The organism is Streptomyces sp. NPDC032745 (assembly GCF_055579465.1).
Genome location: NZ_JBVING010000001.1, coordinates 977685 through 990236 on the forward strand (window position 1 = coordinate 977685; position 12552 = coordinate 990236).

12 protein-coding genes are annotated in these 12552 nt (G+C 69.5%); 9 read left to right on the forward strand and 3 right to left on the reverse strand.

Annotation, left to right across the window (positions count from 1 at the left end):
- Positions 1–13 precede the first annotated feature (13 nt).
- From eccD to ACZ5WG_RS04355, 6 genes are all read left to right on the forward strand, one after another.
- A complete protein-coding gene (gene eccD / locus ACZ5WG_RS04330) occupies positions 14–1519 on the forward strand; it encodes a type VII secretion integral membrane protein EccD (protein ID WP_468720442.1) in 1506 nt (501 codons plus the stop codon).
- A 173-nt stretch (positions 1520–1692) separates the two neighbouring features.
- On the forward strand, positions 1693–1980 hold the full coding sequence (gene rpsO / locus ACZ5WG_RS04335) for a 30S ribosomal protein S15 (RefSeq protein ID WP_030161433.1): 288 nt from the start codon (positions 1693–1695) through the stop codon (positions 1978–1980).
- A 312-nt stretch (positions 1981–2292) separates the two neighbouring features.
- The gene (locus ACZ5WG_RS04340; RefSeq protein WP_468720537.1) at positions 2293–4515 is read left to right on the forward strand and encodes a polyribonucleotide nucleotidyltransferase; all 2223 of its coding nucleotides are present in this window, start codon (positions 2293–2295) and stop codon (positions 4513–4515) included.
- Entirely contained in the window at positions 4512–5891 is a 1380-nt protein-coding gene (locus ACZ5WG_RS04345; RefSeq protein WP_468720443.1) for a M16 family metallopeptidase, read from the forward strand. The genes ACZ5WG_RS04340 and ACZ5WG_RS04345 overlap by 4 nt, the downstream gene beginning before the upstream one ends.
- A gap of 81 nt (positions 5892–5972) precedes the next feature.
- Positions 5973–6728 (forward strand): 4-hydroxy-tetrahydrodipicolinate reductase, encoded by a 756-nt coding sequence (gene dapB, locus ACZ5WG_RS04350; RefSeq protein WP_468720445.1) that lies wholly within the window; start codon positions 5973–5975, stop codon positions 6726–6728.
- Positions 6729–6747: 19 nt separating this feature from the next.
- Positions 6748–7206: a hypothetical protein gene (locus ACZ5WG_RS04355; protein ID WP_468720446.1), complete on the forward strand. Its 459-nt coding sequence runs from the start codon at positions 6748–6750 to the stop codon at positions 7204–7206.
- A 75-nt stretch (positions 7207–7281) separates the two neighbouring features.
- Here the strand turns inward: ACZ5WG_RS04355 and ACZ5WG_RS04360 are convergent, their stop codons facing one another.
- A complete protein-coding gene (locus ACZ5WG_RS04360; protein ID WP_468720447.1) occupies positions 7282–7848 on the reverse strand; it encodes a PH domain-containing protein in 567 nt (188 codons plus the stop codon).
- A gap of 48 nt (positions 7849–7896) precedes the next feature.
- Complete coding sequence (locus tag ACZ5WG_RS04365) at positions 7897–8136, reverse strand: hypothetical protein (RefSeq protein WP_053786194.1); 240 nt, start codon at positions 8134–8136, stop codon at positions 7897–7899.
- A 258-nt stretch (positions 8137–8394) separates the two neighbouring features.
- Here ACZ5WG_RS04365 and thyX point away from each other — a divergent pair, with 258 nt between their 5' ends.
- The 3 genes from thyX (at position 8395) to ACZ5WG_RS04380 (ending at position 12086) form a co-directional block, all read left to right on the forward strand.
- Positions 8395–9135 (forward strand): FAD-dependent thymidylate synthase, encoded by a 741-nt coding sequence (thyX, locus tag ACZ5WG_RS04370; RefSeq protein ID WP_053786195.1) that lies wholly within the window; start codon positions 8395–8397, stop codon positions 9133–9135.
- 248 nt (positions 9136–9383) lie between these two features.
- Entirely contained in the window at positions 9384–10283 is a 900-nt protein-coding gene (dapA, locus tag ACZ5WG_RS04375; protein ID WP_266636202.1) for a 4-hydroxy-tetrahydrodipicolinate synthase, read from the forward strand.
- A gap of 117 nt (positions 10284–10400) precedes the next feature.
- A complete protein-coding gene (locus tag ACZ5WG_RS04380; protein WP_468720449.1) occupies positions 10401–12086 on the forward strand; it encodes a ribonuclease J in 1686 nt (561 codons plus the stop codon).
- Positions 12087–12295: 209 nt separating this feature from the next.
- Here ACZ5WG_RS04380 and ACZ5WG_RS04385 read toward each other — a convergent pair.
- Positions 12296–12552 (reverse strand): hypothetical protein (locus ACZ5WG_RS04385; protein ID WP_468720451.1); only part of this gene is annotated, 257 nt, incomplete at its 5' end.

Consider the following 12552-nt stretch of genomic DNA (forward strand, 5'->3'; position numbering starts at 1 on the left):
GGGGGTCACACAGGTGAGTACGGCCGCAACGACGGGCTTCTGCAGGGTCACCGTCGTGGCTCCCGACAGCCGCATCGACGTCGCCCTTCCCGAGGACATCGCCGTCGCCGACGTCTATCCCGAACTCCTGCGCCTCACCGGCCAGACCCAGCCCGTCGGCGCACCCACCGGTTTCCACCTGGTCCGCCGCGACGGCACGGTCCTCGACGGCGCCCGCACCCTCGCCGCCCAGCAGGTCCTCGACGGCGAGGTGCTGAGCCTGCGCCCCTTCGCCGAGTCGCTGCCGCCGGCCGTCTTCGACGACGTCTCCGACGCCGTCGCCTCCGCCGTCGTCCGCGACCGCCACCTCTGGAGCGACGACATGCTGCGCGGCGCGGGCCTGGCCGGCGCCGCACTGCTGCTCGTCCTGCTCGGCTTCGTCCTCTGGTACGCCGACCCGGTCCGCCACGACATGCACGGCCTGCCCGGCATCATCGCCGGCGCCGTCGGCGTGCTCCTCACCGCCGCCGCCGGAGTGCGCGCCCGGGTCTACCGCGACCGCGGCTCCGCCGTCGCCCTCGGCCTCGGCGCCCTCCCGCACCTGCTGATCGCCGGCTCCGGCATCATCGCCGCAGGTGCCGGCGAAGGACCCGGCCGGCTGCAGTTCCTGCTCGGGTGCGTCTGCGTCCTGGTCGCCTCCGTGGCCCTGGTCGCACTCACCCCCAACGGGGACGCCCCCTTCGTCGCGGCCACCTTCCTCGCCGCCACCGGAACCCTGGCCACGTTCGTCGCCATCGTCACCGGGGCCTCCGCCACCGCGACCGCCGCCGTCTGCGCCCCCGTGGCCATCGGCCTCGTCGCCTTCCTGCCCGGCCTCTCCGCCCGCTTCGCCCGGCTGCCGATCGGCTACGCCGCCCCGCAGAGCGCCGTGGAGAGTTACGAGACCCCGGACCGCTACGAGACCGAGCCGTACGGCGACCCCGCCGGCTCCGAGCAGCACGAGGCGGGCACCCCCCTCGACGCCGAGGCCATCGCCACCCAGGCCCGCCGCGGCCACGAGATGCTCCTCGGCCTGGTCGGCGGCTGCGCCGCGGTCGTCGTCGGATCCGCCGCCGTCCTCGGCTTCTCCGACAACACCTGGGGCCGGCTGCTCGCCCTCGCCACCGGGCTGGCCATGCTGCTGCGCGCCCGCCTCTTCCGCTACACCTCCCAGGTCGTGTGCACCCTGGTCGCCGGTCTGGCCGCCATCGGACTGCTGATCCTGGGCCTGGCCCTGCACCCGCCGGCCGACCTGGTCCGCGAGCTCGTCCAGTACCACGACCGAGGCGGCCTGGACCTCCGTACGATCTGGCTCTCCGCAGCCGTCGCCGCCGGCGCCGCCCTCCTCGCGGGAATTGCGCTTGTCATCCCCCGCAAGGGCCTGTCACCCTTCTGGGGACGGCTGCTCGACCTCACCGAGGCGGCAGTACTGCTCAGTCTTGTCCCGCTGACCCTCGCCGTGCTGGACGTGTACGCCCGGGCCCGCGCTCTCACCAGCTGAGACGGGGGCCGGGCGGCAGCCTGGTACGCTGTGTGACGGCCGTTTGTGTACGCGCCCCCGGAAACCCTCTGGAGGCTGCGCTCAGCGGACCCCGCCTCCCGAGTTACGGAAGATCCCCAGAGAATTCGACCTGGGGCACTCGGTGGCCACGAAGACCTATACGAGGAGTACGCGTGTCGCTCGACGCCGCTACGAAGAAGCAGATCATCGCCGAGTTTGGTGCCAAGGAGGGCGACACCGGCTCCCCCGAGGTCCAGGTTGCGATGCTCTCCAAGCGCATCACGGACCTGACCGAGCACCTCAAGACCCACAAGCACGACCACCACTCCCGTCGTGGTCTGCTGATCCTGGTCGGCCAGCGTCGCCGCCTGCTGCAGTACCTGGCCAAGAAGGACATCCAGCGCTTCCGTACGCTGGTCGAGCGCCTCGGCATCCGCCGCGGTGCGGCCGGCGTCAAGTAAAGACGCTGTGAAGGGAGCGGTTCCCACACTGAGGGGGCCGCTCCCTTTGCTGTACGTGCTGTCGCTCTACGTGCGGGACGTACCGGACGCTTTGTAGTCTGGACGCACGGGCACGCGACCCACGTGCACAACTGAAGAGGAGGAGCGCCCTCCCCACGCCGCCGGTCCTCGGTAGTGGTACCCGGAAAGCCCCACGGGCACCGAACCGGGTACTTCGATCGAAGACCGGCCCGCACGCAAGGAGCGCTTCTCCGCAACCGTCCGCAGCCACACGGGCAGCGGACGGAGACGACGAAAATGGAGAAAACGCTAGTGGAGAACGAGACCCACTACGCCGAGGCCGTCATTGACAACGGTTCCTTCGGCACCCGCACCATCCGCTTCGAGACGGGCCGTCTGGCCCGCCAGGCCGCCGGCTCCGCCGTTGCCTACCTGGACGACGACACGATGGTGCTTTCCGCCACCACCGCGTCGAAGAAGCCCAAGGACCAGCTCGACTTCTTCCCCCTGACGGTGGACGTCGAGGAGCGCCAGTACGCGGCCGGCAAGATCCCCGGATCCTTCTTCCGCCGTGAGGGCCGCCCCTCCGAGGACGCGATCCTCACCTGCCGTCTGATCGACCGCCCGCTGCGCCCGTCCTTCAAGAAGGGCCTGCGCAACGAGATCCAGGTCGTCGCCACCGTCATGGCGCTGAACCCGGACCACCTGTACGACGTCATCGCGATCAACGCCGCGTCCGCGTCCACGCAGCTGGCCGGCCTGCCCTTCTCCGGCCCGATCGGCGGCGTCCGCGTCGCGCTGATCCGCGGCCAGTGGGTGGCCTTCCCGACGCACACCGAGCTCGAGGACGCCGTCTTCGACATGGTCGTCGCGGGCCGCGTCCTGGAGGACGGCGACGTCGCGATCATGATGGTCGAGGCCGAGGCCACCGAGAAGACCATCACCCTGGTCAAGGGCGGCGCCGAGGCGCCGACCGAGGAGATCGTGGCCGCCGGCCTCGACGCCTCGAAGCCCTTCATCAAGGCCCTCTGCAAGGCCCAGGCGGACCTGGCGGCCAAGGCCGCCAAGCCCGAGGGCGAGTTCCCGGTCTTCCTGGACTACCAGGACGACGTGTACGAGGCCCTCGCGGCCGCCGTCAAGGGCGAGCTCTCCCAGGCGCTGACCATCGCGGGCAAGCAGGACCGCGAGTCCGAGCTGGACCGCGTCAAGGAGATCGCCGCCGAGAAGCTCCTCCCGGCCTTCGAGGGCCGCGAGAAGGAGATCTCCGCCGCCTACCGCAGCCTGACCAAGGCCCTGGTGCGCGAGCGCGTCATCAAGGACAAGGTCCGCATCGACGGCCGCGGGATCACGGACATCCGTACCCTCGCCGCCGAGGTCGAGGCCATCCCGCGCGTGCACGGCTCGGCGCTGTTCGAGCGTGGCGAGACCCAGATCCTGGGCGTCACCACCCTCAACATGCTCCGTATGGAGCAGCAGCTGGACACCCTTTCCCCGGTGACCCGCAAGCGCTACATGCACAACTACAACTTCCCGCCGTACTCCGTCGGTGAGACCGGCCGCGTGGGCTCGCCCAAGCGCCGCGAGATCGGCCACGGCGCGCTCGCCGAGCGCGCGATCGTGCCGGTCCTCCCGACCCGCGAGGAGTTCCCGTACGCGATCCGCCAGGTGTCCGAGGCCCTCGGCTCCAACGGTTCGACGTCCATGGGCTCGGTCTGCGCCTCCACCATGTCGCTGCTGAACGCCGGTGTGCCCCTCAAGGCCCCCGTCGCCGGTATCGCCATGGGTCTGATCTCCCAGGAGATCGACGGCAAGACGCACTACGTCGCCCTCACCGACATCCTCGGTGCGGAGGACGCCTTCGGCGACATGGACTTCAAGGTCGCCGGCACCAAGGAGTTCGTGACCGCCCTCCAGCTGGACACCAAGCTGGACGGCATCCCGGCCTCCGTCCTGGCCGCGGCCCTCAAGCAGGCCCGCGACGCCCGCCTCCACATCCTCGACGTGATGATGGAAGCGATCGACACGCCGGACGAGATGTCCCCGAACGCCCCGCGGATCATCACCGTCAAGATCCCGGTGGACAAGATCGGTGAGGTCATCGGCCCCAAGGGCAAGATGATCAACCAGATCCAGGAGGACACCGGCGCCGAGATCACGATCGAGGACGACGGCACCATCTACATCGGTGCCGCCGACGGCCCGGCCGCCGAGGCCGCCCGCGCCACGATCAACGGCATCGCCAACCCGACCATGCCGGAGGTCGGCGAGCGCTACCTGGGTACGGTCGTCAAGACCACCACCTTCGGTGCCTTCGTCTCCCTGCTCCCGGGCAAGGACGGCCTGCTGCACATCTCGCAGATCCGCAAGCTCGCCGGTGGCAAGCGCGTGGAGAACGTCGAGGACGTGCTCGCGGTCGGCACCAAGGTCCAGGTCGAGATCGCCGAGATCGACCAGCGCGGCAAGCTCTCCCTGATCCCCGTGATCGACGGCGAGGCCGCCGGCGACGACGCTGACAAGGACGACTCCGACAAGTGACGTCGCGTAGTTCCCGTGTGACGGCCCGCCCCTCTTCGGAGGGGCGGGCCGTCGCCCGTACCCAAACCCTCCTCAAAGGCGAGAACGGCATCGGCACCGTCCGGCGCACCGTCCTCCCCGGCGGACTGCGCATCGTCACCGAGACGCTGCCCTCGGTCCGCTCCGCCACCTTCGGCATCTGGGCGCACGTGGGCTCCCGCGACGAGACGCCCACGCTCAACGGTGCCACGCACTACCTCGAGCACCTCCTCTTCAAGGGCACGCACAAGCGCAGCGCCCTCGACATCTCCTCCGCGATCGACGCGGTCGGCGGCGAGATGAACGCCTTCACGGCGAAGGAGTACACCTGCTACTACGCACGGGTGCTCGACACCGACCTGCCGCTGGCGATCGACGTCGTCTGCGACATGCTCACCGGCTCGCTGATCCGCGAGGAGGACGTCGACGCCGAGCGCGGCGTCATCCTCGAAGAGATCGCGATGACCGAGGACGACCCGGGCGACTGCGTGCACGACCTGTTCGCGCACACGATGTACGGCGACACCCCCCTGGGCCGTCCCGTCCTCGGCACCGTCGACACGATCAACGCCCTCGGCGCTGACCGGATCCGCCGCTTCTACAAGAAGCACTACGACCCCCGCCACCTGGTGGTGGCCGCGGCCGGCAACGTCGACCACAACAAGGTCGTACGCCAGGTCCGCGCGGCCTTCGAGAAGGCCGGCGCCCTCCGGCACACCGACGCCGAGCCGATCGGCCCGCGCTCCGGAGCCAAGCGCATCCGCACCTCCGGCCGCGTCGACCTGATCAACCGCAAGACCGAGCAGGCCCACGTGGTCCTCGGCATGCCCGGCCTGGCCCGTACCGACGAGCGCCGCTGGGCACTCGGGGTACTGAACACGGCCCTCGGCGGCGGCATGTCCTCCCGCCTCTTCCAGGAGGTCCGGGAGAAGCGCGGCCTGGCCTACAGCGTGTACTCGTACACCTCGGGCTTCGCCGACACCGGGCTCTTCGGCGTGTACGCGGGATGCCGCCCGAACCAGGTTCACGACGTGCTGCGGATCTGCCGCGGCGAGCTCGACAAGGTCGTCTCCGAGGGGCTCACCGACGAGGAGATCAAGCGGGCCATCGGCCAGCTGTCCGGCTCCACCGTCCTCGGCCTGGAGGACACCGGCGCGATCATGAACCGCATCGGCAAGAGCGAGCTCTGCTGGGGCGACCAGATGTCGGTCGACGACATGCTGGCCCGGATCGCGTCCGTGACCCCGGACGACGTCCGCTCGGTCGCGCAGGATGTACTGGCCCAGCGGCCGTCGCTCGCGGTGATCGGCCCGCTGAAGGAGAAGCAGGCCGCCCGCCTCGACGAAGCGGTGTCCTGAGACCCCGAGACCCTGGATACCTTGGGGCCGGGCACCGGCCGCCGGCCGGTGCCCGGCCCGTACGACAGGAAGCGAAGAAGCATGAGCAGCAAGCTGCGGGTGGCCGTTCTCGGCGCCCAGGGCCGCATCGGCTCCGAGGCGGTCAAGGCCGTCGAGGCCGCCGAGGACATGGAGCTGGTGGCCGCCCTCGGCCGCGGCGACAAGCTGGAGACGGTGGCCGAGGCCGGCGCGCAGGTCGCGGTCGAGCTGACCACCCCCGCCTCGGTCATGGAGAACCTGGACTTCCTCATCCGCCACGGGATCCACGGCGTGGTCGGCACCACCGGCTGGACCGAGGAGCGCCTCGCCCAGCTGGACACCTGGCTCGCCGCCTCCCCGCAGACCGGCGTGCTCATCGCCCCGAACTTCTCCATCGGCGCCGTCCTGACCATGAAGTTCGCCGCCCAGGCCGCCCGCTACTTCGAGTCCGTCGAGGTCGTCGAGCTCCACCACCCGAACAAGGTCGACGCCCCCTCCGGCACGGCGACCCGTACGGCGCAGCTCATCGCGGCCGCCCGCGCCGAGGCCGGCTGCGCCCCGCAGCCCGACGCCACCGCCACCGCCCTGGACGGCGCGCGCGGCGCGGACGTCGACGGCGTCCCGGTGCACGCGATCCGCCTGCGCGGCCTGCTGGCCCACCAGGAGGTGCTGCTCGGCGGCGAGGGCGAGACCCTGACCATCCGTCACGACTCCCTGCACCACAGCAGCTTCATGCCGGGCATCCTGCTCGGTGCGCGCCGCGTCGTGCAGCACCCGGGCCTCACGTTCGGCCTGGAAAACTTCCTCGACCTCGGCTGATGAGCAGGCAGTAGTACCCATGCGCGCGAAGATCACTTACTTCCTCACGGCCGCCGTCCTGGTCGTCTACTTCGTCCTGGCCGGCAGCCGGGGCGTGCTGCTGATCCGGCAGGGCACCTGGCTGACCGTGACCTTCGGGGCGGCCGTGCTGATCCTGCCGGTCATCGGCGTCTGGTTCCTCTGGAAGAACACGCAGTTCGTGACGAAGGCGAACCAGCTCGCGACCGAGCTGGAGGCCGAGGGCGGACTGCCCGTGGACGAGCTGGAGCGGGACGAGTACGGCCGGATCGTGCGGGACTCCGCCGACGAGGTCTTCGCGCGCCGCAAGGCCGAGACGGAGGACGCGCCGGGGGACTGGCGCAGCTGGTTCCGCCTCGCCGTCGCCTACCACGACGCCCGGGACACCCCGCGGGCCCGCAAGGCCATGCAGCGGGCCATCGCCCTGCACGGCGGACCGCGCGGCCAGACCGGCCCCTAAGCCCGTAGAACCCGGAAGCCCGTGCAGCCGCCTGAGCGGATCCTGTACGGGCTTCCAGGGCACTGCACGCCGGTGTCAGGCGGGCACGGGCCGGTACTCGTCGGCCCAGGCCTCGACCATGTCGGCAGCCCGGTCGAACGCCTCGGTCCGCGAGAGGAAATCGGCGTTGTGGTCGGTCAGCAGCACCGGCAGCTCCGCGCCGTCGCGGGCGGCCGCCGTCAGCGCCTGGCCCTGGACGGTCCGCGGCAGCCCCAGCCAGCGCACCGGCTGCTGGACCGTACGGACCTCGGTGATCTCGTCCCAGGCGATCGAGCGGGTCCGGAAGAAGCCCACCCGGCGAAGCCCCGCCGGGCTCACCCAGACGCCCGCCATGAGCAGGCGCAGCGCCGACCCGATCACGCCGAGCGCAGCGGCCACACAGACACCGGCACCGGCCCATGCACCCGCGAACGCGATGATCATCGTGGCGAGCAGCATGAACGCGGCCAGCAGGAGCAGCAGGGCGGCGCCGGCCACCCGCCAGGGCCCGGGCCGGTACGGCCGGCGCCAGCGGTCGGGGTCCTCGTGGGCCAGTACGTCCTCGTCGGCAGTGTCTTCGTGCGCGTCGAACGCGCGGTCGGCCGTCAAGAAGGGCAGGGGCACGGCTGTACCTCACTCACATGCACGTTCGGTTGGGCTGTGCCCGTGAGGCTACCGTCCCTCGGAGGCCTCCGACTGCTGCGACTTGGCGGGCGCCTGGTGGGGCTGCAGCGCGGGCATGCCGAAGAGCAGGGAGCCGACGAGCCCCGCCACCACGGTCAGCCCGACCAGACTACGGGCGGCCATCTGGGCCGCGCCCAGACGCTCGCGCGGCGGCGGAGTGACATTGCTGCGGAAACGGTCGGCCTCGGCGACGAAGGCGAACGGGACGGGTTCGCTCCGGCGAAACATGGAGGGACTCTCCTCACGGTCAGGGCCCGGGGGCGGCGGTGGTGGGTGTGTGTGGCCTGTACTGGTGAAGACGTATGAGCCGCCCAATCGGTGCCGGAATTCGGGACATTAACCAAATTTCATGGCTGGGCGTCAGCTGAAAGGGTGACGGAGTCGCCGCCGCGGCCCGTGCCCGGTCGGCGCGAGAGCTGCGCGGGGAGCCGTCGGCTGCGCCGTAGAGTGGGCGCGCCCCATGTGAGTCGTTCGGAAGGACCCCCGGTGAGCGAGACCGCCGCTTCAGACCTGAAACCCAGCTTCCGCAGTGATGTGACGGTGGAGCTGGTGAAGCACTCCGCCGCCGACTCCGACGTGCTGTGGGCCGCCCGTGTCTCCACGGCCGGCGAGCAGTCGCTCGAGGAGCTCCAGAAGGACCCGGAGCGTTCCAAGGGCCTCATCAACTACCTGATGCGGGACCGCCACGGCAGCCCCTTCGAGCACAACTCGATGACGTTCTTCATCAGCGCCCCGATCTTCGTGTTCCGCGAGTTCATGCGGCACCGCGTCGGCTGGTCGTACAACGAGGAATCGGGCCGCTACAGGGAGCTCGAGCCGGTCTTCTACGTCCCGGACGCCGAGCGCAAGCTCGTCCAGGAGGGCCGCCCGGGCAAGTACGTCTTCGTCGAGGGCACCGCGGCCCAGCAGGAACTGACGGGCCGGGTCATGGAGGACTCGTACCGTCAGGCCTACGAGGCCTACCAGGAGATGCTGGCCGCGGGCGTGGCCCGCGAGGTTGCCCGTTCGGTCCTGCCGGTCGGACTTTTCTCCTCGATGTACGCCACCTGCAACGCGCGCTCGCTGATGCACTTCCTCGGCCTGCGCACGCAGCACGAGCTCGCGACCGTCCCCTCCTTCCCGCAGCGGGAGATCGAGATGGTCGGCGAGAAGATGGAGCAGCACTGGGCCGCGCTCATGCCGCTGACGTACGCCGCGTACAACGCCAACGGTCGCGTCGCCCCGTAAGGGTCGGTACGGCTCGATGGGCACGGATGGACCCACTCCGTACAGATGTGCGGAGTCAAGTCCGAAGTGTCCGTATTGCCACGTTTCGTAAAGTTCATCTAGGCTGATCAAACGGACCCGGCACTGCTTGAACCCCCGAGCAGGCAGTGCCGGGATCCAACAACCCTCCCGGCCCGTGCCGGGAGCCACACCCTCTTGACGTCCCCCGAGGGGACAACGTGAGCATGGCAGCGAGTAGCGTGTTACCCATGGCTCCGATCTCGACTCCGCAGACCCCCTTCGGGCGGGTCCTCACCGCCATGATCACGCCCTTCACGGCGGATGGCGCACTCGACCTCGACGGCGCGCAGCAGCTCGCCGTCCACCTGGTGGACGCAGGCAACGACGGCCTGATCATCAACGGGACCACCGGCGAGTCCCCGACCACCACCGACGCGGAGAAAAACGACCTCGTACGAGCCGTCCTCGAAGCGGTCGGCGACCGTGCCCACGTCGTCGCCGGCATCGGCACCAACGACACCCGGCACACACTCGAGCTGGCCCGCCAGGCCGAGCGCACCGGCGCCCACGGCCTGCTCGCGGTGACCCCGTACTACAGCAAGCCGCCGCAGGAAGGCCTCTACCGGCACTTCACGGCGATCGCCGACGCCACCGAGCTCCCGGTGATGCTCTACGACATCCCCGGCCGCAGCGGCGTCCCGATCAACACCGAAACCCTGGTGCGGCTCGCCGAGCACCCCCGCATCGTGGCCAACAAGGACGCCAAGGGCGACCTCGGCCGCGCCAGCTGGGCCATCGCCCAGAGCGGACTCGCCTGGTACTCCGGCGACGACATGCTGAACCTGCCGCTGCTGTCCGTCGGCGCCGTCGGCTTCGTCTCCGTGGTCGGCCACGTGGTCACCCCCGAGCTCCGCGCGATGCTCGAGGCCCACCTGGGCGGCGACGTCCAGAAGGCCACCGAGATCCACCAGAAGCTGCTCCCCGTCTTCACCGGCATGTTCCGCACGCAGGGCGTGATCACCACCAAGGGCGCCCTGAACCTGCAGGGCCTGCCCGCGGGCCCGCTGCGGCTCCCGCTCGTCGAGCTGACGGCCGAAGAGACGGCCCAGCTCAAGATCGATCTTGCCGCCGGCGGGGTACAGCTCTGACATCAGACTTCACAACTGAATAAGCAAGACGAACAAAACAGACGAATGCAAGTGCACGAACGACATGCGCGCCACGTGCCTTACGAGGTACGTGGCGTGTGTGGTGAGGAGATACTTTTGAGCCATCCGCACCCTGAACTCGGCCCGCCGCCGAAGCTCCCCAAGGGCGGCCTCCGGGTCACCCCGCTGGGCGGTCTCGGCGAGATCGGCCGCAACATGACCGTCTTCGAGTTCGACGGCCGCCTGCTGATCGTCGACTGCGGCGTTCTCTTCCCCGAGGAGGAGCAGCCGGGCGTCGACCTGATCCTGCCGGACTTCTCGTCCATCCGGGACCGCCTCGACGACATCGAGGGCATCGTCCTCACGCACGGACACGAGGACCACATCGGCGCCGTCCCCTACCTCCTCCGGGAGAAGCCGGACATCCCGCTGATCGGCTCCAAGCTGACGCTGGCCCTCATCGAGGCCAAGCTCCAGGAGCACCGCATCCGCCCCTACACCCTCGAGGTGAAGGAGGGCGAGCGCGAGAACCTGGGCCCCTTCGACTGCGAGTTCATCGCCGTCAACCACTCCATCCCGGACGCCCTGGCCGTCGCGATCCGCACCCCCGCGGGTCTCGTCGTCGCCACCGGCGACTTCAAGATGGACCAGCTGCCGCTGGACAACCGCCTCACCGACCTGCACGCCTTCGCGCGCCTGAGCGAAGAGGGCATCGACCTTCTCCTCTCGGACTCGACGAACGCCGAGGTCCCGGGCTTCGTCCCGCCGGAGCGCGACATTTCCAACGCCATCCGCGGCGTCTTCGCGGGTGCCCAGAAGCGGATCATCGTGGCGTCGTTCGCCAGCCACGTGCACCGCATCCAGCAGATCCTCGACGCCGCCCACGAGTACGGCCGCCGTGTCGCCTTCGTCGGCCGCTCGATGGTCCGCAACATGGGCATCGCCCGTGACCTGGGCTACCTGCGCGTCCCGGCCGGCCTCGTCGTCGACGTGAAGACCCTCGACGACCTGCCGGACGACGAGGTCGTGCTGGTCTGTACGGGTTCCCAGGGCGAGCCGATGGCGGCCCTGTCCCGCATGGCCAACCGCGACCACCAGATCCGGATCGTCCCCGGCGACACCGTGATCCTCGCGTCGTCGCTGATCCCGGGCAACGAGAACGCGGTCTACCGCGTGATCAACGGCCTGACCCGCTGGGGCGCCAACGTCGTGCACAAGGGCAACGCCAAGGTGCACGTCTCCGGCCACGCCTCCGCAGGCGAGCTGCTGTACTTCTACAACATCTGCAAGCCGCGGAACCTCATGCCGGTCCACGGCGAATGGCGCCACCTGCGCGCCAACGCCGAGCTCGGCGCCATGACGGGTGTCCCGAAGGACCGCATCGTCATCGCCGAGGACGGCGTGGTCGTCGACCTGATCGACGGCAAGGCCCGGATCTCCGGCAAGGTCCAGGCCGGCTACGTGTACGTGGACGGCCTGTCGGTCGGCGACGTCACCGAGTCCTCGCTCAAGGACCGCCGGATCCTCGGCGACGAGGGCATCATCTCGGTCTACGTGGTCGTGGACAGCAGCACGGGCAAGGTCGTCAGCGGCCCGAACATCCAGGCCCGCGGCTCCGGCATCGAGGACTCGGCCTTCGGGTCCGTCATGGTGAAGATCGAGGAAGCCATCGCCCGCGCCGCCGCCGACGGCGTCGCGGAACCGCACCAGATCCAGCAGCTCATCCGCCGGACCATGGGCAAGTGGGTCTCGGACGGCTACCGCCGCCGCCCGATGATCCTCCCGGTCGTCGTCGAGGTCTGAGCCTCGCCGTAGCGCCGTCACTGGAGCGGGGCAACCGGATTTGCATCCGGGGGCCCCGCTCCAGTACGTTTACGGCTCCACCTCGCACGGCACCCCGGCACGCACGCGTGCCCGGACGTGTTCGGCGAGCGGGTGGGATTCAAGACCCAGGGAGACCTGATAAAGTCTGATCCGCCCGAAAGGGAAAGGCTCTCCAACAGCCACCGAATTCAAATCCACTCCGGAAACGGAGCGGAAAGAATCTGGTAAGGTTGGAACCGCCGGAAAGGGAAAACGCGAAAGCGAAGACCCTGGAAAGCAAGCGAGACTGACTCTGATAGAGTCGGAAACGCAAGAACGAAGCCCGGAGGAAAGCCCCAGTAAGTGTTACTGAGGGTGAGTACAAAGGAAGCGTCCGTTCCTTGAGAACTCAACAGCGTGCCAAAAATCAACGCCAGAAGTTGATACCCCGTCCACTTCGGTGGAT

What these genes read in the sequence shown, in the direction of transcription:
- dapB (WP_468720445.1), top strand. Translation starts at nt 5,973, where the DNA reads ATGAGCAGCAAGCTGCGGGTGGCCGTTCTCGGCGCCCAGGGCCGCATC.
- ACZ5WG_RS04355 (WP_468720446.1), top strand. Translation starts at nt 6,748, where the DNA reads ATGCGCGCGAAGATCACTTACTTCCTCACGGCCGCCGTCCTGGTCGTC.
- ACZ5WG_RS04365 (WP_053786194.1), bottom strand. Translation starts at nt 8,136, where the DNA reads ATGTTTCGCCGGAGCGAACCCGTCCCGTTCGCCTTCGTCGCCGAGGCC.
- dapA (WP_266636202.1), top strand. Translation starts at nt 9,384, where the DNA reads ATGGCTCCGATCTCGACTCCGCAGACCCCCTTCGGGCGGGTCCTCACC.